The sequence below is a fragment of the Mesorhizobium sp. M6A.T.Ce.TU.016.01.1.1 genome, from assembly GCF_003997065.1.
Classification (GTDB): Bacteria; Pseudomonadota; Alphaproteobacteria; order Rhizobiales; family Rhizobiaceae; genus Mesorhizobium; species Mesorhizobium mediterraneum.
Window position 1 is genome coordinate 15,465 of record NZ_RZTJ01000021.1, and the last position, 25,352, is coordinate 40,816.

Below are 25,352 nucleotides of genomic sequence, written 5' to 3' on the forward strand. Positions count from 1 at the left end.
ATCAATTGATGGATTGAGCAGTCGGATGTTTGCTTCATCCACCATGCCTGCTGGTGGCATGCGACTGAATTCTGCAAAAAGGCGGCATACATGCTGAGGAGCGCCATTTCGGCGAGAGGCCGCCGGACCGCCAATGCCGCGCAAGGTCGGCGAAAACGACTCCGCGCGTCTGCATGATCTGCTTGGCCCACGGGCCTCCACATTCGCTCTTCCCACGAGAAGCCCCGATGAAGAAGGAAGGTGAGATGAGTTTCTTTACTCATCCTTGCCGCCCAGCGGCGGGCCGACCACCAAAATGGCGGGCTCGGCCGAAAGCAGCTTTTTGGCCGCCGCCTTGACCTGTTTGAGCGTCACCCGACCGATGCTGCGGGCGCGACGCTGGTTGTAGTCGACGTCGGCCTTGTGAATCTGCAAATCCAGGAGCCGGTCTGCAATCGAGCGGGTCGAGCCCAGTTGGTCGATGGCATAGGCGCCGATCAGGTGCTTCTTCGCCGCCTTGAGCTCGGCCCCGGTCGGTCCTTGCTGCGCCATCTGCTTTACCACATCTCGCACGATGCTCAGTGTTTGGGCAGCGCAGTCCGAGCGTGTCTCTGTCGTAACCAGAAGCGAGTCAAGGGTTAGTTCAGAGCTGACGTGATAGGCAAGGCCGCGTTTTTGACGTACCTCCTCGTAAAGGCGGGAAGTCAAGTATGAGCCGCCAAGGATGTCGTTCAGCAGCACGGCCGCGTAGAAATCCGGCGCGCTAGGCTTCACGCCAGGCCAGGCCAACGTCAGCGAAGTCTGCGGCAGGTCGTAGTTCTCCTCCACCAGTTGACCGAGTTTCGGCGCGACATCGTAGACGGGGACGAGGGTTTGTTGCTCAGGCAAATCACCAAACAGCTGGTCAAGCCTTTCCCTCAACGTGTTCGCGTCAATGTCACCCACCACGGCAATATGGAGCCCGTCGCGAGCGAAAATGGCCTGGTGGAAGGCGCGGAGGTCGGACGGCGTGATGCCGGGGAGGCTCTCTTTTGTGCCTTCTCCCGGCCTTGAACAAGGATGCGCGCCATAGATCGCGCGCAGCCATTTGCGCTGAGCGATGGCGTTAGGGTCTCGCTCGCTGCCGACGATGCGGGAGACAATCTCGGCGCGGACGCGATCGATCGGCCCCTGCTCGAAGCGCGGCGCGTTCAGCGCGAGCCGAAGCAGGCCGAACGCCGCGTCCTGCTTTTTGGAAAGCATGCACATCGATCCGTAGATGTCGTCGCTTTGCGCGTCCAAACTCATTTCGGCGCCGGCATGGTCGAGCTTCACCTGGAAGGCATCGCTGTCGTAATGGCCAGCGCCTTCGATGAACAGGCCGGCCATCAGTTTGGCCATCCCCTCCTTCCCGACCGGGTCCTGCTTGGTGCCGCCCTTGAAGGCAAAGCCGATGTTGACCGTCATCTCTTGATTCTCCGTCTTGGGCAAGAGATAGCCCGTGGTCGAACGGTCGAACGCGAGATAGCGGGCGGCAACTGCTTTGATTTGCTCGGGGGTAACCTTGCGGATGCGCTCGGCGCTCGGCCCCATGCTGCGATGAACATCCAGGAGGTGAAGTCCGAAAAGGGCATCATCGCCTGGCTGGTGGAGGACCACACAGTGGAAATCGATTCGGCCGTTCCTCGACATCCTTCACGGTACCGCCGGTGGCCAGCGTCGAGCCGTAGATGCTGGCGAGCCAGTCCAGGTTGTCTTCCGCAAAGATCATATTGCGCAAGTAGTGGTCCTTGGCCTTGCCTAGTTCCTCGTTGCTGACACCATCCTCGGCAATGCGGGCGACTTCGGCAGCGGCCGCCGCTTCGAGATCAGCCAGCTTGGCATCGCCGCGCGGTGCGCCATAGATGGCGAACTTGGTGTCGTCGAGCATAGTGCCCTGGAAATAGACGCGGGCGCTGGAAGCGATACCTTGCTGGACAGCGAGCGCCTGGTAGAGCCGGCCGCGGTTACCGCCGCCGAGAATTTCGGCCAGCAGGTCGAGCGCTTCGGCCTCGCCCGGCTTGGCGGTGTGGTAGGACGGCACCACCCACTGCGTCGAAAAACTGGGCACGCTGACGCGGGCGTCTGAGAGCGTGACGGTGCGCCTGGTGTTCTGCTCGGGCTCAACCGGCCGGATGCGCGGCGGCAGGTCAGGTCCGCGCGCCACCTTGCCATAGGTCTTCTCGGTCAGCACCTTCACCGTCTCCGGCTCGACATCGCCGGCCACGATCAGCACGGAGTTGTTGGGCCAATAGTACTTTTCATAGAAGGCGGTGGCGTCGACGCGGTTCAGCTGCTCGATCTCCTGCATCCAGCCGATGATCGGGATGCGATAGGGCTGGTTCTGCCACAGCGTCGCGTCGATCTCCTCATGGAGCACGTCCTGCGGGTTAGTGTCGGTGCTTGAGCGGCGCTCCTCGATGACCACGTCGCGCTCGGTCTTGACGACATCGTCGGTCAGGATGAGGTTTCGCATTCGGTCGGCCTCGAAGCTCATCATCAGCTCGAGCGCCGACGGCGCCACTGTCTGATAGAAGGCGGTGTAGTCGGAGGAGGTGAAGGCATTTTGCGAGCCGCCGATCTCGAACACTGCGCGGTCGAATTCGCCGGCCGCATGGTTGGTCGTCGCCTTGAACATCAGATGCTCGAAAAAATGGGCAATGCCGGATTTGCCCGGCGGCTCGTCGGCGCTGCCGATCTTGTACCACACCATGTGGGTGACGATCGGCGCCCGGTGGTTGGGAATGACGACCACCTCCATGCCGTTGTCGAGCACGAAATCCCTCGCCTTGCCGTCCTCCCATGCGACGGGGATCGGAGCCGTCCCCGCGCCGACCAACTCGGACGCAACGGACGTCCTGCGAAGCCCATGAGTGCGGGGCTTGCTTGGTAGTTCTGATAGGGAGAGTGGGGTTATGGGCTGCGTTCCCGGCAAAGTGATCTGTTCCTCATTTTGAAGGATCTATGTCTCCCGAACGCCTATTGGGAGAAAGTGGATCGGCACGCGACGCCGAGCCACGTGAGCCGTCAGCGTGTTGCTGGGCCTGACGCGAGCCTCATCTTTGGATGCGTCCGGGAAACTTTCGGCATGGTGAGGCCATGGGAAGTCTGCTCGTTATCCATTGGGTGTTTGCGGATACCTGAGCATGCCCCGTGCCAAGTAAGAAAGCCCCGATTCGCAAGGTTTGATCCAACCTTGATACTTGCGATATCCGACATTGTCGGGCATCCGACAGAAAGCGCCTTTCGCCGGCGCGCCGGCTATGACGCTCGCCTCCTCCGGCGTGACGACGATCCTTTGGCGGGCGCCGCGCACACCGATCTGCCCGCCTATCAGCACCGCGACATCGAAGGACAGCGCGATCGTGACTGGATGGGTCTTACGCAAACATGCAGCAGTGCCACCGCGATCAGGACTTCATCCGCCCCACAAAGACCCGAGCGCGAGGGACGACGTGTAAGGCAACATGTCATCCTCGATAATGATGCCGCGCATAAAGAGGTAAGGTCCCTCGTCGTACCGGCGAGCCCCTTCGCTGGGTCTCGCGAGGGTCTGGTTTGCGAACGTCGACCGACAGCATCACGGCATGGGCGGCCCCATCGGTAGGCAAGCATTGACCGTGCCATCAGCGTTGAGGCAGCGCAGAGCCCAATTTCCCGGTGCCAGCCGGTACGTTGGAGCTTCAACTGTGGCCAGCCAAGCGGGCCGAGGCCGTGAAACTCCTGATACCCTGGACCGTCCGGATTGCAACGCACGACGCCTTGGTCTCGCGCCAACGTCCATTGACGCTCAGCGAAGCATCATGCGGACGAGCTGGGAAAGCTTGGCCGGGCCGGCGCCTTCCCAGGCGCACGGGACGCGCGACGACCCATGTGGACCTTGGATTTCACTACGCACTTACGCTGCTTCGGCCTTGTCAGCAGCCTGAGCATAAAGCGTGCTCAGCTTTCAGGGCGAGCCTCTTTCATGTTGATAGCATCTGTCGTCATTCAGGATCGCCCCATTTTCGCATGCCGCTTGCAGCTTTCAGACTGTTGTCAGCCAGGGCCGCCATAAAGGGTCTCGTTTAACGCATTCGGGAGGCTTCATGACTCGACCACATTAATTTCGGGCGGTTCGCCGGCGCTCCGAATGGCACTTAACACCAGATCCTCTCCAAACCCGTGATGATCCAAGAGGAAAACGAAAAATCCCTAAATCAGAAAAAAGCACCGATACGGTCGGCTCCAGGCTGATGAAATTGCGGTCTCACTTGCCACGCACGATACTTGCGATGGCGATGGCCATTGCAAGGGCCGGTCAAGCACCCAAGACGCTGACAAGCACGCCTCCGACCAAAGCTCGATCGTTGGCAGCCTTTCTAGCCGTATACTTGGGGCATTTTGGGACGGCGATCCGGACGCCGATTAAAACCTGCCGGTCGTCTAAATGGAATGGTTGGTCCGGGTCCTTACTGGACCTGCGCCAACCCGATCGGGCCGGCGCACAGGGGCACCCAGACAATTGGACACGTCGCCTTTGCGCGGCGGCTTGCACTTTCTCGGATGGCCTTTTTTCTCCCCGGGCGAAATCGAGCGAGCGGTGAGGCGGAGCCTTCGATTTTGCCGATCATGTCGTGTCGCTTCGATCGAACTGCTCAGACGATGATAGCGGCATTGATTGCCGCGGCCGAAATGCGTTGTGTGAAGTACGATTTCTACGCCGTATACATACTGCCGTACAGTTCGCCATGTCAGCAGCCTTGCCAGCAATCCGCCCTGTGTCCAACTGTCGTCGAATTCACCGGTGTCATTGAGGAATTCGTATGATCGCCTCGAAACCATCATTGCGACCGCGGGCGGGCGACGCAAGCTCTAGACTGCCACCGATCCGCTGGATAACCATGTTAGCGATATGTAGACCAAGGCCTGAGCCCGCAGCAGGAGTAGCACCACGACTAAATCGCTTTGTAAGCCCTTCGAGGTCGGGGAGGGGCACCACCGGTCCGGCGTTTGCAATAGCGATGGTTCCATCAGTTTGGACGGAAACTGTTGTCGGAACAGTGGCCAGTCCATGTATCAGCGCATTCTCGATCAGGTTACGAAGGAGGATCCCAAACGCATCGACATCCACTTTGCGCATCAAAGTGGGGCAGCCGTCGACGTTAAGATGCAGGCGTCCGGCATATTGCGGCTTTTTCCTCAGGTCGTCGATTTCCAGCCGAACCGATCGGACAAGATCGATCGCGTGATCCGCCATGCCAACCCCCGATTCAGCTTGAGCGAGCTGAAGCACTTTTTCGACAAGGCGGCCAAGGCTCGACAGCGCTTGCTCGATGCCGCGCGCACGCATTTTGGCCGACCCATTGGGGAGCTCGGCCACTAATCTCTGCATCTGAGCGATTGAACCTGCGATCGGCGTGCGCAGTTCATGCGCACTGTTTGCGGCGAACTCGCGTTCGGCCTCGAGAGCCGCCCGCAGACGATCGAGAAGCCGATTGACGGATGCCGCGATTGGAGCCAACTCTGCCGGGAAATCGCTCAAGTCCATTGGTGACAGATTGCCGCCGTCGCGCGATCCGATCTGCTGTCGCAGTACCTCGATTGGCCGCAGCGAGCGCCGGATCACGATCCACCAAACAGCTAAGCTAAAGGGCAGGAGCACGAGTGTCGGAAGGAAGACAAAAAGTGCGCCCTTCGCGATTGTGGTACGGCGGCCATCAAGCGGTTCGGCCAACTGATGATACACGCCGTCTTGGATCTGCTCTGTGTAGACGCGGTAATCAGCGTTTCCCCAAAAGCCGTTACTCAGGGGAGCATCAGGGAAGGGCTGCTGACCCTCTTCCGGTTCAGAAATAAGCACTACCCCGTACTTATTAATAACCTGCTCACGATGGGTCCAGTACTTTTCATAAGTTGGCAAGTGGTTATTGTATTGATCAACGTGTTTTCCATTCAAGACCTTGATCAGCTCTGGTTGTCTGTACTTTGCGCTCGCCTGGAGCAAGTCATCCGAACTTTCGTTTACATTATTGCAAAAAATGAACGCAGCAATGGTTGGGGCGGCGATCCAAACCAGGAGCGTTGCCCCGCCTAACCACGATATCAGCTTTCTCGTCATGCTGTTCGAGTTCGTCATGTGACCACGAGCCTGTATCCGAAGCCACGCACGGTTGCTATTCTATCCCCGCCGATCTTCTTGCGGAGCCGGCTGACATAAACCTCCACTGTGTTGCTCTCGAACTCCGAATTGAATGAATAAAGCGCGTGCTCGATCTTCCCCTTTGAAACGACCGAACCGGGCTGGCGTAGAAGGCAGTCGAGCACCGCCCATTCGCGTCCAGACAGGTGGACCTCCTGCCCGTCGCGGAAGAGGCGTCGCTCGGCTGCCTGTATGGAAAGCGTCCCAACCGAAAATTGCGGCTCCGGAAAATGCCCTTGGCGACGTGCCACTGCACGGATGCGTGCCGAGAGTTCCCCCAGATCGAACGGCTTGACCAAATAGTCGTCGGCGCCAGCGTTGAGCCCCTCGATGCGATGCGAAATCCGATCGCGGGCTGTCAGAATGATGACCGGCGTTGTATCAAGCCCCTTGATCAGCTCCCGCAGATAGTCGATGCCATTGCCGTCCGGCAGGTGAACGTCGAGCAAAATAACGTCGTAGCCGGCCACAGCTGCATGAACGCGCGCTCTGGACAGGTCCTCGGCCCAGTCGACCGCGTGGCCACCAGCCACCAAATGATCGTGCACAGCACTTCTAAGGTCGTCGTCGTCTTCAATGAGCAGTATTCGCATCAGGCTGCCGAGCTCCGGTATGAGGGCAAGGCTCCTGCCTTATTGATCGAAGCTGACAGTAGGCTGAACCGGCGCCAGCGAATATCTGGGGGCTTTCAGGCTGCTGTCAGCTACAATTGCAAGAAAGGGGTCGTTAACAAAGCCAAACGAAGAGGCCTTATGAAACCCCTCCTGATCTCGGCACTTTTGCTCAATGTGACCACCGGCGGCTGTACACTGGTTGGCGGGCAATTCGACGTGGCGGTCAACGAATGGCAGCCGCGCCACGCGTCAATGTCCAGGCTTGAAACTGACAGGTGTCTTAAATACGAGGGCACCGTAGCGGGTGCCTCCAGTTATCGAACAGTGCCTAGCAGGTCAGAAGTGCACTTTGACCATAGGGGTCGTCCGTATTTTCGGCGCTCGCGAACAGAGTCGACGGTCAATCGATGCGCCACTGCCAGAGTCTGGAACGGTCAAGTGTTTGTTATCCCCCGTCCGGGCCATATTCTCTGCCGAGGACCAAGAAGGCCCTATTTCGGTGCCCACGAACAGAGCCAACGGTCAATCGATGCGCCACTGCCAGGGTCTGGAACGGTCAAGTGTTTGTGATCCCCTGTCCCGGCCGTGTTCTCTGCCGAACTCGCCCTTGTAGTCGGCACACCAAAGATCGTTAGGGCGACAGCCGTTTGAAAGTGGTGTCCCCGTCGCCCTGTTGCGCCTGCGCTTGCGGCGCTCGACCATGCCGTGGCGGTCGAGCACGGCATATGCACCGTCGAGATCGCGGGCCGGTGCACATCCGGATACAGCCGGGCCAGCCGCTCGCGTATCTTCGGCGCACCCCATGTCGGCTTGTCTTGCTTGAGGCGCACAATCAGCTTCTCGATTTGAAACGGAAGCTGATTGGCGTGGCGATAGGGCCGCCGCGATCGGTCCGTCAGCCCCTCCAGGCCGCTATCATTGTAGCGCGTGAGGATCTTGTAGCCGGTCTTGCGCGAGATATCGAACTCCCGGCAAAGCACCGCCATCTTCTCGCCGTCCAGCAGCCGGGCGACGAACTTCAGCCGCTCTTCCATGACGTTACACTCCTTCCAAGGCACCTTGCTCTCCTTGCAAAGGGCCGAAAGTGTAACCCATCTATCCGGAATGAAATGTCACCCATCTCTCGGGAAGGGCAGTCATGGCCAAGGCAACTGGAAGCCGAATTTTCTTTTAGAGTATGAATCAGCGCCGTCTGCCGAAAAGCGCGTCCACGATCTTCCCTTTTGAAACGACCGTGCAGGGCTGGGGCAGACGGTAGTCGAGCACCGCCCATCCGCGTCAAGTCAGGTAGACCTCCTGCCCGTCGCGGAAGAGGCGTCGCTCGGCTGCCTGTATGGAAAGCGTCCCAACCGAAAATTGCGGCTCCGGAAAATGCCCATGGCGACGTGCCACTGCATGGATACGCGCTGAGAGTTCCCCCAGATCGAACGGCTTGACCAAATAGTCGTCGGCTCCAGCGTTGAAGCCCTCGATGCGATGCGAAATCCGATCGCAGGCTGTCAGAATGATGACCGGTGCCGATTCAAGTTCCTTGATCAGCTCCCGCAGATAGTCGATCCCATTGCCGTCCGGCAGGTGAACGTCGAGCAAAATAAGGTCGTAGCCGACCACAGCTGCATAATCGCGCGCTTCGGACAGGTTCTTGGCCCAGTCGACCGCGTGGCCACCAGCCACCAAATGATCGTGCATAGCACTTCCAAGGTCCTTATCGTCTTCAGTGAGCAGTATTCGCATCATGCTGCCGAGCTCCGGTATGAGGGCAAGGCTCCCATCTTATTGGTCGAAGCTGACAATAGGCTGAACCGGCGGCAGCGAATTATTTGGGGAGCTTTCAGGCTGCTGTCAGCTACAACTTGCAAGAAAGGGGTCGTTAACAAAGCCAAACGAAGAGCCCCTATGAAACCCGTCCTGACCTCGGCACTTTTGCTCAATGTGACCCCCGGCGGCTGCATCAGCAAATTGATTTGGGAAACAGGCGCGCCGGTTCTAACGACCGACGCAGGCCGAGGTCTGGAACAGCTGGACCAGCGAACGGCGTCTTCGGTTTTTCAGGCAACAGCCACATGGAAGAATATGATTGGCTCGACCATGCGCCGAGCTTTGTCGAACGGATTGGTCGCGGGCGCACCACCACAGATTATGGCAGGTTTACGCCCTGGCCTTGACACCCGGGGTGATCGTCACCGGCGGAGCCGCGGCGTACTGATCGGATATCCAACGTCGCTGAGTCTCTCGTCGGTGCAGTGGATCTCTCGGCTTAGCCATCATGCAAAAAACGACGGTTCCGCGACACCACTTTTCAGGTCCGTGACACAGGCTTTGTGAGCCGATCTGTTGTTCTTACCCCAGGCTAATGGCTGAACAGCTCTGTCGCCGGCTCGATGCGCCAGATGGCGCGATGTTTTGAACCCTTTCACGAGGCGACGGCAGCAGCCGACCGGCTCTCCTATCGCGGCTCCCGCGATCCACACACCCAACAAGGGAATCTACCATGGTAATGAAGGCACCGGTTGCCGACGCTAGGAATGGGTCGGTAGTAGATCGGCTGGTCGGCATCGACCTCGCTCGGGGCCTGGCTGTCTTCGGGATGTATGCCGCCCATCTCGGTCCCGACCCCGGCGAAGGAGGACTAGTCGGGTTTCTGATGGAACTAACCCATGGGCGGCCGTCGGCCCTGTTTGCCGTATTGGCCGGTTTTTCAATCCTCCTGATTACAGGTCGCAAGGCGCCGAAGTCGGGGATAGCCGGTAGACAGGCCATCGCCAGAGTCGCAATTCGTGCCCTTGTTTTGCTCGCGCTTGGCTCAATCCTGGGCTGCCTCGGTACCCAGGTCGAAGTCATCCTAGAATACTACGGAATTTGCTTCTTGTTGGTATTGCCGCTCCATCGGCTCAGCGCATATCAGCTGGGCTTGATCGCTGCCGCTACGGCATTAGTTCTCCCGCAAGTCCGTTCCTCCCTTCTGTCGGTTGCCCCCAACCTCCTCGACCCGGTCTTCGACCTCATGGTCAACGGCTACTATCCCGCGGTGACCTGGGTTCCTTTCCTCATCGCTGGCATGGCCATCGCGCGCCTTAATCTTAATACGCTAGCAGCGCATTGGCGCCTTGGTCTGGCGGGGGTCGCGCTGGCCGTGTTGGGCCATGGGGGATCCTTGCTCGCGCTGAGTTCCCGCGCTTTGACTGAAACCTCCTTGTGGTGGTCTGACGTTGACGGCGTTTTTGAGCCTTCCAAGTCGTCATTGATAGTCAAGTCGTCATGGATAGCCGCACCTCATAGCGAAACGACGCTTTCGATCGTGGGCAGCACCGGTTGCGCAATGATCATCTTGGCGGCTTGCATGCTCGCTGTGGATGCGCTCCCGCGTCTGCGAAAGCTGGTCTGGCCAATAATCGCAGTCGGCTCGATGTCTTTGACGGCCTATGTGCTGCACATTGCGGGAATAGCCTATCTTATGAAGATAAACATTTTCAAAGACGAGAGCCTGTCCACGCTCTTTGGCTTCGTTGTGGTTATCAGCACTTTTGCGGTGCTTTGGCTGCGCGTCTTCCAGCGAGGACCGATGGAAGTGCTGATGGGTAGGGTCGCAGATCTCGCGCGTCACATCCGCTGAGCACCGCCGCGCCCCGGCCTCCCGATCACATTACGGACAAAAAAGGTGGGGTTTTGTCCAAAGCTTGTTCGCGGCAGGGGAGGGTACTTCCTCCCACCCTGCCGCCTTGTTGATGGAAGCTAAAACGGTCGCGCAGGCGCTAGAGTTGGCATCGGCATAATCAGCTTAAACTCGCGAAGTTAAACCCGCGGTTGGTCTATGTCGGCCCGCCTCACCTGAAAGGCTAAGGTATCCGTTTCGGTCAAGGGTTTTAGGGGCCATTTTCGCTGCGCCTTGAGGAGAGCGTTTGCTAGGATGAGGAGCTTTCGCAACAAGATGATGACCTTTGCGGGTTTGCCTGCCGCCTTTAGCGCCTGGTATTTTGCCTTGAGGTCGGGGTTGAAGCGCAGGGCGAAGGCCGGGCATGTAGAGGGCCTGGCGAACATTGGCCCGGCCGCCCCGGATGAAGGCGCGGCCGCTCCATTTTGCCGAGGCCGGCGAGGCTTGCGGCCTTTGGTTCCGAGTTCCGGCATGTCGATGGTGAGTGTGCAGGCGGTGGCATCCGAGGCGCCATATGCTGGTCAGGATTTCGCGGCGCTGGACAGCGTCGGGATCGGCTTTCATGAGGGTAAGCATCGTCTGATCGATATCGCTGAGTTCACGTGGATCTGCTCCAGCCACTCGTTGTTGAGGCGCCTGAGCAAGGCAAGCGGTCAAGGTCTGGCTCTGGTGCTGGCTGCGGTGCGATCCCCGCACGGGCCAGGTGCCGATCGTGTCGACGATCCACCTCGCCGCGACCAGAGAGCTGCTACTCTCTTCCGCTGTTCATTCTGGCCTCTTTGCAATGAATGTCATAAAATCACCTGTCGCAATTAATGGTTTTTGATTTGGCTCCAACAGCTGGCAGATATCGCCGAGAGTTCCGCAGAGAGCGTCGAAAGTTTTGGCCGCCTTCTTCCGCAGCCGCGCCTTGAGTTTTGAGCAGACCTGTCTTGATCGGGTTGAGATCGGGCGAGCATGGCGGCAGGATCAGGAGCCAGTGCCCCTTTGGCCAACCAGTGGGCGGCGCGTACCTTGCCGACAATCTGGGGTTCCGAACCCGACAGTTGGTTTTCAACCCGACAGTGGCCCGCCTCAGAGCAGGCTACCGCCCTTCGGAGCAGGCAAAAGCTAATCGAGGTTCGCGGGTTCCGGTTTGAGTGTGCAGGTCGCTGCGCGCCTGATCTTTCGGTCTGGCGGCACATGACAAAAACCCTCATTTTGGCCGACGATACCCGGTCAGGAGCGGGTATCGCAGTCGAGAAGCGACCCGAGCACGTCCACAAGATGTGCCGAGTTTGCAAGGTGTGTCATTGTTTCTGTCAACGTTCGAGCGACAGCGCACGACGAAACGTCTGGCATACGCCTCGTCTGGCACGAGCCTCGCATATGTTGCAGTTGCTGCTGGAGATCAGGCGATCGAGTGGGCCTTGCAATTTTCCGATTTTGCTGCGCCTAAAGTCTCGTGTACAAATCAGGCTGGCGTGAATGGCCTGCCTAAGTGCGACTTATTACAAAGGAATGGATATGGCGACTGGAACGGTGAAGTGGTTCAACAGCACGAAGGGTTTTGGTTTTATTCAGCCTGACAACGGCGGTCAGGATGTCTTTGTCCACATTTCCGCTGTTGAACGAGCGGGCCTGTCGACCCTTAATGAGGGCCAGAAGATCAACTACGAGGTGGAACAGGATCGCCGCACGGGAAAGTCCTCTGCAGGCAGCCTCAGCAAGGCTGGCTAACGGTCCGGGAAAGCCTTGGCAAGGTTTCGTCATCGCCGGAACGCATTGACGGCTCGAAACCCGGGCCGGAGCATGCAAGTTAATGCCGCGGCAGGGATTGCTGGAGCCATCATTAATTACTCTGGAAATGAGGCTCTTGGACGGGAAAGGCGGGGCTCATCCCCGCCCTTTGATTCCGCGCAGATTGGGCCTACGGCTGCTGCGCGTCCGGAACGACTGTTGATACGGATTTAGGCTGCGACCTTCTTGCGGGTCCGTTTCGCCGGCGCCGGGGCGGGGGCTTCCGGCTCTTTCGGTTTGCGGCCGAGTCCCATGGTCTTGGCCAAGGCGGAGCGCGCAGCGGCGTAATTCGGCGCCACCATGGGATAATCCGACGGCAGACCCCATTTGGCGCGATATTCGTCTGGGGTCAGACCATAGTGCGTCGCCAGATGGCGCTTTAGCGATTTGAATTTCTTGCCGTCTTCAAGGCTAATGATGTAGTCCGGTTCGATCGACTTTTTGATCGGGACAGCAGGTTTTTTTACAGGCACAGGCTCTTCTGCCGGTATGAGTCCAGCCGTGCCGTTTAGAGCCCCGTGCACTTGGGCGATCAGGGCAGGAAGCTCCCCCGCCGGGACGGGGTTGTTGGAGACGTAGGCTGATACAACATCGGCAGTGAGCTCGATGAGGATGTCGGTCTTGTGGGGTTCTTCTGTCATAAACTTCTCCGGGCAGCTTGAAACACAGTTGGGCGAAGTGTCGCTACATAGTGGCGGTTGCCGCTGAAAGCAAATGGATCGACGGGTGCGCTGCTCCTCCACCATTGAAGTCTCGGCGACGCATCCCGTCATCGTCCATCGCTAAAGGCAGCGTATTGAATTATGGGAGCGGTCGCGCCCGCCCCACCATAGCGATACAGCAAGACAATCAAAAAAGCCGGTCTTTGCTTGGCCCCAAATCTTTTCTCCTTTCGTGAACGCTGAGCTGCCAAGCTGCTACAGTTCACCTCGCGGGGCAACCGTGCACAACACAGGAGTCGCCCGAGCGATACATTCTTCACTTGCCGCTTATCAGCGCTGGTGATTGCACTTTGCAGCCTGCCTCCGGACCCGCAGCGCTCACGCTGTTGGTTTTGCGCCTGCAGGCGTCGGAAGTCGGATCGCCGCAGCTAATTTCCTCAGGCGGACGAATTCAACAAATCGATTGTTTGGATCGAAGGCATCCGCACCATCGATGCCTCTAGAATAGGATCCAGCTACAATCACCGTGCTGTAATGGCAGGGACGGCCAGCACAAGCGCGACACGATCCGGCGGGTCCATCGCTGCGTTACGTATTCATGGCTACTGCATCGGGCGCTCGGTCGACCGCCTTAAGCCAGGTCGCCGCATTGCGAGACGGTGACCTGGCGAGGGAGAGGGCGCTCTGGCAACGAAGCGAGGCGGGTGGCCTTGCGGGTGGCCGCGTGATGTCATCCGGCTCTCCTGCCGATCTCTGCCGGCCAGATCTGGAGCAACTGTTTTGCATAGATATGGCTCTCTTCAGGGGGCCATCTATGATGGGAGCCGAGCGCGTGTTCGAGCGGGGGAACAGGCTGCACATGCGCTGTGCCCACCTATTGCGATCGTGCTAACCTTGGTTGTTCGGACTTGCCGTTAAAGGCAAGCGACAGATTGAAGTTATGCTGCACCATCTGATTGCCTGGCTCGTTTTCGAGAGCTCGCCGATACAGGGCCTGTGCCGCGTCATGCCGCCCCTCAATGTCCAAAATCACGCCCTTCGCATTCAATGCACGTACGTTTCCTGGGGCTGCAACCAAGACGCTGTCGAGCACCTCAACCGCTTCGTGCGGGCGCTTCTGGCCCACCAAGGCATTTGTAAGTCGTATCGCCGCATCAACATTGTCCGGGTGCTGCTTCACCTCATCCCGCAAAGCCCGCTCTTGAACATCCTGACCAACTTCGCGCAAAATGCGTTCGCGCATAGCCGGATCGATTTGATCGGCGCTGAGCAACTCGGGGGAAGATGTCTCCTGCACGGAAAGAGCCGGCTTTTGCCAGCTGGCGCAACCGCCCAAAGGCAGAATGGCGAGTAGGGCAAAAAGAAGTGAGTTCCGGCGCAGAAACATAGGCGATGGAGAAACTGTATTACTATTCATATTATCTCTCAGTTATCGGGGAGGCGCGTGGCGTTCAGTTAGGAAAGGTGGGACTACTCTAACAATCCGCTGTTCGATCCGTGCGGGAGTGTGACGGATCCTGCGGGGCGAATTGTAAAGTCGGAGGCGAGGTCTTGATAAGACAGCACGGCGAGATCAATCCCGTTTCGCGTCAGAAAGCCGCGGACGAAACGTCGGACATCCATCGACGTCAACAGAATAGGGCGGGTTTGACCCGGTTCTGCGTTCGAAAGGACCTGACGTATCTGTGATAGCATCGCTTCGCTTTGCCGATCCTCCAGTGCGAGATAGGGGCCTGCATCCGAATCTCGAACCGCGCCACGCATCACATCCTCGCTCTCGCGCTCGACGACCAAGGCGGACACGATGCCCTCCGTGTTGGCATGGCGGTGGCAGATCTGTCGCTTCAAACCAGAACGGACATATTCCGTCAGCAGGGCAACGTTTTGCTCACGCTCGCTCCATTCGGCCAATGCCTCCAACACGAGACGGGTGTGGCGGATTGGGATACCTTCCTCCAGGAGGCGGCGCAGAACATCGGCAATCCGAGGAATCGGCGTCGTGCGTAGCACCTCTTTCACAAGCTCAGAATATTCCTGCTCCATTCGGCCCAGGAAATGTCGGGTCTCTTGGATGCCCACCAATCGCGGTGCGTAGCGGGTCAACGCTGCATGGACGCGCAAGGCGAGGAGTTCGCCGGGAGCCCTATGCTCCGTGCCGGCGCCCGTAAGGGCCTTTGCAGGGGTATGTTCAACCGGGAGTCTGTCCGTTTTCGGCTCACGTCTAAGGGGGACACCGCTCGAGTCGACGTGCGCTACATCGGCTCGGAGCGTCATCTGGTTTGGATCTAAGGCGTCCTGTTCGACTGGCACGCCCTCGACATCAATCCGGAATTGCGATGCAGGCAGCTGCTCGTCAACCAAGACAGGGATGCGAGGAACGATAATGCCCAGATCGGCTGTGACCAGGAGCGAAACGCGCCCAATATGTTTTTGCAATTCGGCTTGATCGACCGCCTGCATAAGATCTGGCGCTAGAAAAAATGCGATCGGGAATTCCTTCGCAGGCGCGGCTTGCTTAGGCTCCGCTGCAGTTCCACCTTTCGCATCGGCAGTGCCGGCGCCCAGCACATCAGCCTTGACAATGCTTGCCGCAGCGAACACTGCGGCCAGCATCAGAAAGACGGGGAGGGGAAACCCAGGAACGAACCCCATTACAACCAGGACGCCGGCCGCCAGTCGCAAGGCTCGAGTGCTGGCCGTGAGCTGACTGACCATTTCGGTACCGAGGTTGATCCTCGCCGTCCCAGTCACACGGGTGACGATGGTCGCCGCAGTAATGGAGAGCAGAAGGGCCGGAATCTGCGATATCAATGCATCGCCTATCGTCAGCAGAGTATAGTGATGCAGTACCTCGCCGAAGGACATGCCCTTGGAGAGCAGGCCGATCGAAATTCCACCCAGCATGTTGATGCAGATAACCACCAGCCCGGCGATGGAATCGCCCTTCACAAATTTCATCGCGCCGTCCATCGCACCATAGAGTTGGCTTTCCTTCTCTAATTCGGCGCGCCGCCGGCGGGATTCGTTGGCATCGATGTGGCCGTTGCGTAGCTCTGCGTCGACCGCCATTTGCTTGCCCGGCAGAGCATCCAGCGTGAAACGCGCCGCCACTTCTGCCACCCGTTCGGCACCCTTCGCGAGGACCATGAATTGCACCATGGTGACGACCAGAAATATGACGAAACCCACCACGATATTGCCTGAAATGACGAAATCGCCAAAAGTATGAATAATGCTGCCGGCCTCCCCCTCGGCCAGGATCAGTCGCGTCGTTGCGACCGTGAGCGCGAGACGGAATACAGTGGAAATCAAAATAACGCCGGGCAAAGAGGAAAAATCAAGTGGAGTACTGACATACAGGGCAACCATCATCAGCAGTATGGCCAACCCCATATTGAATCCTATCAGGGCGTCGACCACCACGACCGGGATAGGCATGACCATCATCGCGACAGCCAGAAGCAGCATCAACGCAACCATTAAATCCGGGCTGGCCGGCGCACGCTTGATGAAGTCACGCAGGACGTTGGCCATCGAGACACCTTTGCAATCGGTTGAGACTTACTCTGCTGTTACGCCATGAAACGTGGCTTTCGAACTCCGAAGGCGCCTCAGCCTTGGCCAGCGCGTGACCCTGCATGAGAGCCACAAGCAGGCGCGAAATGGCTGGGCAGCAAATGTTTCCAACGCAGCCAGCTTGTCAGCACCGAGCGCGACAGGATGTTTGGCTGGCCATAGAGTGCTGCTTGATGGGGCCTGCGAGCTTTCAATATTGGAGAGCAGCAATGCGGCCATTCCTGCTCAGCAGCACACGGCTGTCCTCAATACGATCGACCACCCATCCATCAGCCAAAATGGCGCCGACAAAATACTTCTCGCTGTCGATGACAATATATGGTTGGACCCCATGCCACACAGCTTCGACCGCGATTGCGGATGGCGCCTTCTCCTCTTTGATGAGCACTCCGTTCACCAGTGTTAGAGTACCCTTGGTGCGACGATCGAACGATTGCTGAAGCTTCTGCCAGCTGATGACCGATTCAGACGTGACGGTGCCTTCGGCGGTCACAACACCCTTTGCCGACCCAATCTTGACGTCGAGAAGACCCGCTCGATCGACCTCCTCCTGCAGCTCTTGGGCCGCTGCCTCCGTAAGTTCATTGTCAGCGCGGTGACTGATCGTTCTGGACGCGACTTCAGCCCGAAGTGAATTGGGGCTCGATCCACTTGCATTGCCAAGATAGGAGATCGTGCCTGAAAGCGCGCCGATCCCGAGTGAGCTGATTATGACCATGGCGAGCACACCGATCGGTAGGCGCGGTATGCCGGTCGAACCAGGCGGCTCTGCATCCTGCACGGACAAAGCAATGGACATCTCGCCTACGAGCAGGACGACAGGAAGGGGCACAACAACGGACTGGCCTGCGGCGATATTCCGGTTGCCCTCGATACTGAGTCCGGGTGCAAGCGCCTCCAGTTCGATCGACTTGCCAAGAAGAGTTACACGAAGGTGATGCGGTGCCAGTCCCTGCTCGACAAAGACCAAATCGGCATCGAAGCCGCTGCCGATTAAACACTTTTGAAGATCCGTCTTGCCGGTCAGACCGCAATAGTGCCCCGAACGCACTTCGAAACGGAGGGAAACGGCGTCATCCACAGAGCATCTCTCAAACAGGATAGAAGCCGCATGGCAATTGCCATGCGGCTCATTTCGGGACTACGTCGCGTCAATAAGGAGACGCGCTAGGGGGCAGTCTAAAACCCGCTTCCGACATTACGAAACGCGTTCGTCGGCGGCCTTCTTGATGGTCTGGAGATTGGTCGTTAGAGTGCGCAACTGGACACTCCTTTTCGTCGCCTCCAAGCTAACATTGGTTAGTTCCTGCACTTGCGCCTGAAAAGCAGTAGCATCAGCTCCGCTTGTATTGCCGGGAGTGCCACTGTTAGTTTTATCGGTATTGCCGGCGCTACTGGTATTGGTATTGCCTGATTTTTTATTATTATCAACTGCAGCCATGATCATTCCTTTTTCTGTTGGAGTTGTGCCGTCAATAACGGCCTGTATGACCTCACGCCGGATTTTCCCGCGTCAGGCATCTTCTGTGTCATCCAAAGCTTCATCGGCCTCAGCCATCGCATCGTTCGCGAATTGGAACGCGAACGATCGCAGGATACTTTGGAAGGCTTCACTTTGTGCTGCAGACTGTGAGTTGTCTTGAAGTTGATCATTTGAAACGGTCCGGTTATCCGCCCGATCGTTCCCGCCAGCTGGCTTGCCATCATTCCCACCAGCTGGCTTGCCATCATTGCCACCAGCCGGCTTGCCATCATTGCCACCAGCCGGCTTGCCATCACCAGAATGCTCGGATTTCGAATCCCCATGGCCCTTTCGGATCAAGGAAGTCCCGAGGTTGCCAACTCCACTCCCAATTGCTGCTATCATCAGGTACTCCGGCATTTGCCATTGGCGGCGACGTGTTAAAGGTTAACCTCGATCAAGCTAAGGGCGGGAGCTTTCGAGAACCTGACGGCTTTTGACAAAAACCGGCCAGCGCAAAAACGTATGCTCTGCAGGATGTTGCTCTCGCATCGAACAGTCGACCACGATCTCGGCTGTTCGGCCAATCCCGCCGTCCACGCATGCCGCGACCGAATGGCAGCCGCAGCAGCTCGTTTGCATCCTCGATGCTGTGGTGTCGAACAGGAGACACGGTCCACGTGCTGCATGACCGCAATGACCGTATTCTTGCTGGCTCCACGGGCGCACGCAACGAGCAGGAACTCGGTCTTTGCATCACCATTCTCTCGCCTGCACATCACGGCCCGGCGCGGTGAGCTCATTGGCTTCGAGAAGGTCGGCGACCGTACGAACATGGGATGGTCTGCCGGCTTTGGGAGGCCGGTGCGGATCCTCTTCTCACCATATCGAAAGCTTGAAGCGGTCGGATTTTCTTGCCCTGTTCGTGAGAACTCCCATCGTCAGCTAATCGTCAGCCAAGCGGTCTATCTAGGCCGGCCGTGCCTGACCTTCGGATCCAAAGGTCCCGTCTCGACACTTTTTGTAACTATAGATCGAAATGGTTTCCCGCGCGATACGCAACGCACACGCTTCTCTGAAGCAAATGTGTGACTTTGTCGGTGGCGAACGAGAGGAGTGACGCCTCAATAAAATCGTCAGGCACGTGTCTAGGAAGGGGAGCTAGCCGAGTTGGTCTGATTTCATTCGCTGTTCCTGGAAATCGGCGGACTGAAGCGCTGATAATCTCAGGACATCGATGGCAACGTTGCGAAAGTCCTGTGAGCTCGGGCCAATCTTGGCCTGCTACTGAGAAGCACTTTGGCGGGAACATTACGCCGTCGCGGGTCTGGCTGACCGTGACGTTAACCGAAAGATGCCGCTGGTCTCGTCAGCCGCCAGCACAATAGCAGCACATTCTCGCCTACTACGGAGACGCAATATGAAGGGCATTGGCCGACCACGGAAATCGCAGGCTGAAACTGGAGCCAGCCGCGCGGGGCGGGCGAGCAGTTCCCTTTCGCAATCAAGTCTTGCTGCGGGAGAAGGTGGACAGTCATTCGATTCCGTTGTGGAGCAGATGCGCTCTGGGGACGCCGATAGGAGGCCCTCCTCCCTTCCAGTTGCGCGCGGTCCAGGCGATGCCCGCGAAAGTCTGCCAGGCGCCTCGATTGGCGAAGATCAAATCCTGAACGCACCGCCACGTGGAGCCGCTGCGCCACCACGCGGAACCGTAGCGCCACGTGGCGCAGCCGCAAGGCGGCGCGGTTCTCCCTCCATGTCTGAGGGCGAAGCCATGGCGCCGGTCGGTAGCCAACTATCAACCGCGCAGGTGGAAGGCACCAGCTCATCGTCAAATGAAGATATCAGTCCGACACAGCTCAGAATGAACAGTCTTGTTCAACAACTGACTGATTGCGAGGCTGCGGCCAGGAAAACCGACGTCCCCGAGGAGGCGGTGGAGCTGATCAGTCGGGTCGTCGATGCAGCCTCAGCAATTCTGGAGTACCGCGCTAGCCTGCCTGCGGCTGAGGCGCAGACAATTATGCCAGACGACAAGGTGCGTAGATGTTGCCAGATCGTGTGCGACGCCGCGAATGAAGTAGACAAACTTGGCCTGTCGACGATCACGAAATTGGACAAAAAGACCAAGAAAGCGGCAGGTATGGTCGATAAACTCTACTCCTACTCCCAGGCGGACCGGCAGGAGCTGTTGATTTTAAATGTGGAGAACCACCATACGGCGGCAATTAAGTGGTGGGAAAAAAAGGCATGGCGCTCCGAACGGCAGCGATCCGCCTGCGCTGCCACCGCTAGCCTATCCAGTGGAACGCCCGTGATGCGGGAAGCCGAGCGGTGCGCACTGCGGCTGCGTGCCGGCTCGGTACTGAGTGTCAGGATCTGGCTGGTCCGTGAGCGGATCGGTCTTGCGCGGGCCAAGATTGAACTGCGGGCGAGCAGGTTCGAGCCAGATTTGAAGGAACTCCTCGTCGGTCGAAATGGAGTGGTGCAGCTGATGGCAAGCGCCGGTCAAGAAGCTCTTCGCGCCCTCTCTTTGGCGAAGGGCATAATGGATGATGGCAAAGCACTCAACGCTCATGATTGCGCGGTTGTAGAAAAAATCATGGAGCGGCTTTCGGATTTTGGATTGGCGTTGCACGAGGTGCATACCAAGCTAAGCCATACCTACCCAGATGCCGGCCTCCCATTGAAACTGTTCGAACGGATCGTGGACGATGCATGGATCACTGCGCACGATGCCATGCACTTGTTGAACCTGCAGTCTCCGCCGTCAGCCATCATGGCGCCACAGGCCCAGGCGGGCGCTGCGATGCCGGCCAGGGCAGGCGCTGCGATACCGGCTGACACTGCTGGTACGGCTGCAGTGTCAGAAGGCACTACAGCGCGAAGGAAAGGGAAGTCAAAGCATAAGTCGGCAGCTCGCGCCGGGACTTCTGCCGCCGGGCAGCCATCAACACCAGTCGCTGCGAACGCCGGCACAGTGCCAGCAGCCAAGGTTCTCGCGCGCTCGGATCAAGTTGCGAGTACACAGGTGAGAGCGCAAGAGGTGGCTGCGAGTTCGTCGGGGGCAGGCTCGACAATCGGGGGCGCCGCGTTGTCAATGGAGGTATTGACGGAGCGGCTCAAACGATTGGACGAACTTTTGCAGTTCGATCTGGCCGGTCAGCAAAGCGTCGTCTCCCAAGTGCGCCAGATGAAGCCTGAGGAGGCCGGTAAGGTCGTGGACGATGTGGCCCAGTACCTGCGAGCCCAGGCCATTGAGATGCAAACCTGTCTCGCCGGGTTGCAGGGGCGTAATGTACGCCTGCTACTCACCTCCACCCAGCTACCCAAAGTGCACGAACGCACAGACCAGCTCAAAGGGTTGCTGAACATGGTGCTGGGACAGGCCAACGCATTGAATGAAGGAAAAGCCGGCATTACGACTGATTGCATGAAGACCTACGCATTTCCGGCGCAAAAATACCTGGAACATTTGTGCAATGCCGACGAATTGATGCCGCCGGAGGCACCGATCGCGCTGCGTGGCGAGCCAGGAAAGCTGTTTGAGATGAAGCTGCAGCCCAAGATGCTGGTCAATGGTGCGATGCCGAGCCCGATGTGGGTGCACATCCACACGAGTCGCCCCGTCATGGCCAGAAACTTGGAAGGGCTGGCTGATTCCGAATTCACCGCTTGCCACGTTAAATCCAACGAACAGCGCGGCTACAATCGAGAGCGAGAGGAAGCCGATGCTAGGTCCGGTCGCGAGAAGGTCATAATTCATCGCGGCAAACTCACCCCCGCTTTCTGTAAGTCCTTGTTGACCTCGGGGCTTGGCCGCCAACCACGCCATTCGCGTGCCGAGCTCCCGTCGGCGCAGGCTGCATGACAGGGCACGTACTTTGGGGTCTAGGGCAGAATGCGGCCGGCCACGCTGTGAGTCAGCGAGCATTTCTCCTGGCCAAACCGCGAATGCCGCTGCGCGAGTTGCGGTCCGGCGATTGGAGTCGATCGGCTACCGTCAGGGCCGATTTGCGATGTCGCGTTACCTGCTGTTGACGTGGCGGCGTATCTTGCCTCCCATCCAACTTATCGCCGAGATCGCGCCGCCAAGATCGAGGCGGAAGGTCTTCCTGCGAGCGCGGAGCAGGCATAGCCGATCCGATCGGGATCGGCGCATCGCAACGACCCAACGGTGTGGTGGAGAAAATTGGATTCGGGAGAGCTCGTATCCAAGAGGCGGAGTTCCGGCCCGAATACAATCCGCTCGCAAGCACCCACGATGCGCATCCGCAGTTTATTGTCTGGGAGATGGGCTGGATTGCTCGGCGGCGCTGGCGCTAAGGCGGGGCTGTCGCCGGACAATTAGCATTCACTGCCAACAGCCTTGCAACCGTCACCAGTTGCAAGGCTCGGCGGCGGGTCGACAAATCACATGAAATCGTCGTCGGACCCGCTATCGCTGCTGTCGCTGTCCTCGGTTTTGTGGAGATAGAGTGGAGGTTTGCCTGCACGCTGCCACTCACCGGCACTGTTCTTCGTCCATTTGTCGGGATGCTGCGTAGGGTCAAGCACCAGGTCGCCATGATCCACTTCAACAAACCCCATCGTCTGCGCGCGCGCTTGTGCTTCCGGATTAGCCGCACGCCAATTCAGCAACGGTCGGTCGCCGTCTATCCGAAGTTGATGCTCCAGCAGAATATCGCCCGCATTTTCGACGAGCGGATGGGCGACTTGAAGATCCACTATGGAAGTGACCTCAGTTCGACCAGGAAATTGTTCCCGCCAACTTTCCGATTCGAACTCGTTCATGCTGAATCCGCCTTCCATTCTCAGCAGTCCGGCACTCCGGTCTCCCAATTGGTAACTGAAATATCGCGCGTGCTCCGTATCTCGACGGATGCCATATTGCTGAGCAACGTCCGCGGTGCGCCTGGCTCGTGACGATACGAACTCCGAATACTCTTGAGGATTGTCGGCGATGTGCGTGATTTCATCACCATGAAATTGCCTCACCTGTCTCCTGAAGGAAGTCCTGTTGATCTCCACCACAGGAGGTCGGGAATTGAGGGAGTATGCTTGGGGAGCCGCCGATGATGAGGCGCCGCTACCTTCCGATCCGGATAAGTGCATTCGGGCAAATGTGTCCGCGAACCCTTCGCTTCCTGCATCCGATTGCTCGCCGGCATTATGCGCGCGGTAACTATCGGATGAGCCACCAATTCGACCATACATGACGATTCGTACTCCTATGTTTCGCAACCGAGCTCAAGTTAGCACGGCTGTTCAACATAGGGCGCTTAGTTGACGACTAGCTGACGAGGGCATTCCAACGGCTGCACCAATCAAATCCGCACTGCCGGCCTCAAAACCTCGGACTGCGCCACGCACCGGCCAGCAGAGGCTGAAAGGTCATGCCCGGAGGACTTGCCGTAGTTGCTGGGTGGCAGATCCGAGGGGAGTGATTGCCCCAGGCCCGCGGTTGCGCGGTTGGCCTGACAGAGACACTGGGGCACGGATGGCCAGCCGACATTTGCCACTAGCATGGAACCAGGTCAGTTTTGAACTGGGCAGTCGTGGACTTCCAATGACTAGGCCAAGCCTGCGGCAAAGAATGCTTTCGCGACAGGCTGGAAATATTGCATAGGAACCGCGTGGCCGAGTTTTGTAGTGCTTATCAGCTGACGCGCTAAGACATGGTCATGGACGATCGTCAGGCGTAGTGCCCGCGCCTCACTCAACACATGTGAAACGCGCTCACCTTCGGCACGGCAAACTAAGAACGGCACCCCGGTTTCACCGCGAACGTAACGCAGACCGATCAGGACCGCCCTTCCTGTTAAGACCAGCGTGGCGCGATGCACGCCAAGCGCAGGCTCGTCGGCCGCCTCCTCGCGGATGCGACGCTGTTCACCTTTCAACTCTGGCGCTCCTTGCTGATCCTTCGACTCGCGCGTCACTTCGGTATTGGTCATGCGCATTTCGCGCAGATACAACGCGCGCTGGAGCAGGAGATCGATCAGTCCGCCGACCAGCAGTGCGCCGGCGCCAATTCCCATCAGCAATTTTGTCTCCATAAAGATGAGGCCAACACAGCCCATGCCGCAGATCGGCAGAGGGACCATTGTCTTCCACATCCCGAGAAGGACAATGGAAAAGGTTGCGCTGAGAACCAATACCTTGAACATGGTCTTGCAGACTTCGACCATGGAACGAGCAGACCCCAAGCGCTTCAGCCCTTCAAAGGGGTCAATTTTCTTAAAGCTGAGCTTCATCGGCTCCAGAGAGAAGACAAATCCACCATTGGCTAGCAGGCTGGCCAAAATCACCGCGGCGACGAGGGTTCCAAGCAGCGGGCCAACAGCCGCGACCGTGAGTTGGACGAGCACAACCAATGCCTGCGGCACCGCGGTATCGAAAGGTAGGCTCTGCAACTTGGTGGCTAATAGGAGCGCTTCCCGGCATTTGTCCTCGATCACGCTGCCTCTTAGCCAAAGGTAGCCGAGCCCAGCGCAAGTCCCGACCGCGCGGACGAAATCGGAGCTACGTGGCAGCTGTCCTTTTTTGCGCGCTTCACTTAACTTCTTCGGGCTGGCGGCGTGTGTCTTCTCTTCACTTGTGTCGCTCATGGCAGCAATTTGTCGAACCACTCCAGCGCGCCGTTGGCTTGTGTGACCTCCAGTTTCATGCTCTCCACCAGATAGGCAGCGTAGGTGACCATGAGAACTGGAAAGACAATGTTCTTGATTGCCGGAGACAGTTGGCTCGCCTTAAATTGCGGGGCAAAGCGACGCAGCAGCATCATCGATATATCAATCAGTATCAGGAAGAACACGACAGGCCCCGATACCAATAATGCCGTGCGCATTATGCGGTCGAGAAGCCCCAACAACTCCATTGCTCCTGGCCCGCTCAGTGTCGGGTGAAACTGATACACCGGCCAGATCAAGTAGCTGCGGTACAGGACACTGATCAAAGTTTCCAGGCCTCCTGATCCGACGAATATGGCAATCGCAGTGATCCCCAGAAAAACGCCCATCGCGGAAGCCTGACTGTTCGTCGCGGGATCGGCCGAAGCGGTCGGGCTGCTGATGCCGCGTTGGTTGTCGATAAGCTCCCCGGCAGCCTGAAGGCCCCAAAGCGGAATGCCAAGAAAAGTGCCAAGGAGTACACCGACAAAAACTTCCTTGAATCCGAGCAGGGTTAGCTGGATCAGGCGTGTATCAGAATCCAGCGCCGGCAATCCGCCGCTGACGTGTGCCAGGCATGGTAGTGCGAAGCCAACAGCCAAACAGCCCCGGATCAGCCCACTGATCTGCGAGCGTGTGAATACGGGAAAGATCAGCATGATGCCCATCGCGCGGGCTGCCCCAAGACCTGCCGCAACGACGAGTTCGAGAGCCGTCTGGATCAGAATTTGAATATCGGCCGATAGCGCGTCCATGGG

General features: G+C 58.2%; 17 protein-coding genes and 2 pseudogenes. 4 read left to right on the forward strand and 15 right to left on the reverse strand.

The window, feature by feature from the left end:
- Positions 1 to 255 precede the first annotated feature (255 nt).
- The 6 genes and pseudogenes from EOC94_RS27200 to EOC94_RS27225 all read right to left on the reverse strand — a co-directional run bounded on the left by EOC94_RS27200 (position 256) and on the right by EOC94_RS27225 (position 8,526).
- Positions 256 to 1,449, reverse strand: a complete 1,194-nt coding sequence (locus EOC94_RS27200; RefSeq protein ID WP_348627405.1) for a pitrilysin family protein — start codon at positions 1,447 to 1,449, stop codon at positions 256 to 258.
- Positions 1,435 to 2,836: pseudogene (locus tag EOC94_RS27205) on the reverse strand (pitrilysin family protein); the annotation flags it as partial. The pseudogene EOC94_RS27205 and the gene EOC94_RS27200, both read right to left, overlap by 15 nt.
- A gap of 1,950 nt (positions 2,837 to 4,786) precedes the next feature.
- Positions 4,787 to 6,115, reverse strand: coding sequence for a HAMP domain-containing sensor histidine kinase (locus EOC94_RS27210; protein ID WP_127294587.1), 1,329 nt, complete (start codon positions 6,113 to 6,115; stop codon positions 4,787 to 4,789).
- Positions 6,112 to 6,771: a response regulator transcription factor gene (locus tag EOC94_RS27215; RefSeq protein WP_127294589.1), complete on the reverse strand. Its 660-nt coding sequence runs from the start codon at positions 6,769 to 6,771 to the stop codon at positions 6,112 to 6,114. The genes EOC94_RS27210 and EOC94_RS27215 overlap by 4 nt, the downstream gene beginning before the upstream one ends.
- A 618-nt stretch (positions 6,772 to 7,389) precedes the next feature.
- Positions 7,390 to 7,826 (reverse strand): annotated as a pseudogene (locus EOC94_RS27220) (helix-turn-helix domain-containing protein); the annotation flags it as partial.
- A gap of 244 nt (positions 7,827 to 8,070) precedes the next feature.
- Entirely contained in the window at positions 8,071 to 8,526 is a 456-nt protein-coding gene (locus EOC94_RS27225) for a response regulator transcription factor (protein ID WP_245465665.1), read from the reverse strand.
- A 757-nt stretch (positions 8,527 to 9,283) separates the two neighbouring features.
- On the opposite strand from EOC94_RS27225, the gene EOC94_RS27230 reads away from it, so the two are divergent.
- The 3 genes from EOC94_RS27230 (at position 9,284) to EOC94_RS27240 (ending at position 12,163) form a co-directional block, all read left to right on the forward strand.
- On the forward strand, positions 9,284 to 10,405 hold the full coding sequence (locus EOC94_RS27230; protein WP_127294591.1) for a DUF418 domain-containing protein: 1,122 nt from the start codon (positions 9,284 to 9,286) through the stop codon (positions 10,403 to 10,405).
- A 315-nt stretch (positions 10,406 to 10,720) separates the two neighbouring features.
- Positions 10,721 to 11,260, forward strand: coding sequence for a hypothetical protein (locus EOC94_RS27235; RefSeq protein WP_127294593.1), 540 nt, complete (start codon positions 10,721 to 10,723; stop codon positions 11,258 to 11,260).
- Positions 11,261 to 11,950: 690 nt separating this feature from the next.
- Positions 11,951 to 12,163 carry a cold-shock protein gene (locus EOC94_RS27240; RefSeq protein ID WP_008874821.1) on the forward strand — a complete coding sequence of 71 codons (213 nt, stop codon included), beginning with the start codon at positions 11,951 to 11,953 and terminating at the stop codon, positions 12,161 to 12,163.
- A gap of 230 nt (positions 12,164 to 12,393) precedes the next feature.
- Here EOC94_RS27240 and EOC94_RS27245 read toward each other — a convergent pair whose 3' ends face one another.
- The 6 genes from EOC94_RS27245 to EOC94_RS27270 form a co-directional block, all read right to left on the reverse strand.
- Positions 12,394 to 12,864, reverse strand: coding sequence for a MucR family transcriptional regulator (locus EOC94_RS27245; RefSeq protein WP_127294595.1), 471 nt, complete (start codon positions 12,862 to 12,864; stop codon positions 12,394 to 12,396).
- A gap of 895 nt (positions 12,865 to 13,759) precedes the next feature.
- Positions 13,760 to 14,302, reverse strand: a complete 543-nt coding sequence (locus tag EOC94_RS27250) for a tetratricopeptide repeat protein (protein WP_245463404.1) — start codon at positions 14,300 to 14,302, stop codon at positions 13,760 to 13,762.
- 53 nt (positions 14,303 to 14,355) lie between these two features.
- Positions 14,356 to 16,419, reverse strand: coding sequence for a type III secretion system export apparatus subunit SctV (gene sctV / locus EOC94_RS27255; RefSeq protein ID WP_127294597.1), 2,064 nt, complete (start codon positions 16,417 to 16,419; stop codon positions 14,356 to 14,358).
- A gap of 232 nt (positions 16,420 to 16,651) precedes the next feature.
- Positions 16,652 to 17,542, reverse strand: a complete 891-nt coding sequence (locus tag EOC94_RS27260; protein ID WP_127204234.1) for a hypothetical protein — start codon at positions 17,540 to 17,542, stop codon at positions 16,652 to 16,654.
- A gap of 117 nt (positions 17,543 to 17,659) precedes the next feature.
- Complete coding sequence (locus EOC94_RS34805; RefSeq protein WP_224570034.1) at positions 17,660 to 17,902, reverse strand: nodulation protein NopA; 243 nt, start codon at positions 17,900 to 17,902, stop codon at positions 17,660 to 17,662.
- A 72-nt stretch (positions 17,903 to 17,974) separates the two neighbouring features.
- Positions 17,975 to 18,328, reverse strand: coding sequence for a nodulation protein NopC (locus EOC94_RS27270; protein ID WP_127294599.1), 354 nt, complete (start codon positions 18,326 to 18,328; stop codon positions 17,975 to 17,977).
- A gap of 1,351 nt (positions 18,329 to 19,679) precedes the next feature.
- On the opposite strand from EOC94_RS27270, the gene EOC94_RS27275 reads away from it, so the two are divergent.
- Positions 19,680 to 21,794, forward strand: coding sequence for a hypothetical protein (locus EOC94_RS27275; protein ID WP_245463403.1), 2,115 nt, complete (start codon positions 19,680 to 19,682; stop codon positions 21,792 to 21,794).
- Positions 21,795 to 22,336: 542 nt separating this feature from the next.
- On the opposite strand, the gene EOC94_RS27280 is transcribed toward EOC94_RS27275, so the two are convergent.
- The 3 genes from EOC94_RS27280 to sctT all read right to left on the reverse strand — a co-directional run bounded on the left by EOC94_RS27280 (position 22,337) and on the right by sctT (position 25,349).
- Positions 22,337 to 23,140: a hypothetical protein gene (locus EOC94_RS27280; RefSeq protein ID WP_024505378.1), complete on the reverse strand. Its 804-nt coding sequence runs from the start codon at positions 23,138 to 23,140 to the stop codon at positions 22,337 to 22,339.
- Positions 23,141 to 23,496: 356 nt separating this feature from the next.
- Entirely contained in the window at positions 23,497 to 24,534 is a 1,038-nt protein-coding gene (locus tag EOC94_RS27285; RefSeq protein WP_029354843.1) for an EscU/YscU/HrcU family type III secretion system export apparatus switch protein, read from the reverse strand.
- The gene (gene sctT, locus EOC94_RS27290) at positions 24,531 to 25,349 is read right to left on the reverse strand and encodes a type III secretion system export apparatus subunit SctT (RefSeq protein WP_127294601.1); all 819 of its coding nucleotides are present in this window, start codon (positions 25,347 to 25,349) and stop codon (positions 24,531 to 24,533) included. The genes EOC94_RS27285 and sctT overlap by 4 nt, the downstream gene beginning before the upstream one ends.
- Positions 25,350 to 25,352: the final 3 nt, after the last annotated feature.

Excerpts from the sequence above, each read along its gene's own strand:
- EOC94_RS27210 (WP_127294587.1), bottom strand. The coding sequence starts at position 6,115 with ATGACGAACTCGAACAGCATGACGAGAAAGCTGATATCGTGGTTAGGC.
- EOC94_RS27215 (WP_127294589.1), bottom strand. The coding sequence starts at position 6,771 with ATGCGAATACTGCTCATTGAAGACGACGACGACCTTAGAAGTGCTGTG.
- EOC94_RS27225 (WP_245465665.1), bottom strand. The coding sequence starts at position 8,526 with ATGCGAATACTGCTCACTGAAGACGATAAGGACCTTGGAAGTGCTATG.
- EOC94_RS27230 (WP_127294591.1), top strand. The coding sequence starts at position 9,284 with ATGGTAATGAAGGCACCGGTTGCCGACGCTAGGAATGGGTCGGTAGTA.
- EOC94_RS27235 (WP_127294593.1), top strand. The coding sequence starts at position 10,721 with ATGATGACCTTTGCGGGTTTGCCTGCCGCCTTTAGCGCCTGGTATTTT.
- EOC94_RS27240 (WP_008874821.1), top strand. The coding sequence starts at position 11,951 with ATGGCGACTGGAACGGTGAAGTGGTTCAACAGCACGAAGGGTTTTGGT.
- EOC94_RS27245 (WP_127294595.1), bottom strand. The coding sequence starts at position 12,864 with ATGACAGAAGAACCCCACAAGACCGACATCCTCATCGAGCTCACTGCC.
- EOC94_RS27250 (WP_245463404.1), bottom strand. The coding sequence starts at position 14,302 with ATGAATAGTAATACAGTTTCTCCATCGCCTATGTTTCTGCGCCGGAAC.
- sctV (WP_127294597.1), bottom strand. The coding sequence starts at position 16,419 with ATGGCCAACGTCCTGCGTGACTTCATCAAGCGTGCGCCGGCCAGCCCG.
- EOC94_RS34805 (WP_224570034.1), bottom strand. The coding sequence starts at position 17,902 with ATGGCTGCAGTTGATAATAATAAAAAATCAGGCAATACCAATACCAGT.
- EOC94_RS27270 (WP_127294599.1), bottom strand. The coding sequence starts at position 18,328 with ATGATAGCAGCAATTGGGAGTGGAGTTGGCAACCTCGGGACTTCCTTG.
- EOC94_RS27275 (WP_245463403.1), top strand. The coding sequence starts at position 19,680 with ATGTCTGAGGGCGAAGCCATGGCGCCGGTCGGTAGCCAACTATCAACC.
- EOC94_RS27280 (WP_024505378.1), bottom strand. The coding sequence starts at position 23,140 with ATGTATGGTCGAATTGGTGGCTCATCCGATAGTTACCGCGCGCATAAT.
- EOC94_RS27285 (WP_029354843.1), bottom strand. The coding sequence starts at position 24,534 with ATGAGCGACACAAGTGAAGAGAAGACACACGCCGCCAGCCCGAAGAAG.
- sctT (WP_127294601.1), bottom strand. The coding sequence starts at position 25,349 with ATGGACGCGCTATCGGCCGATATTCAAATTCTGATCCAGACGGCTCTC.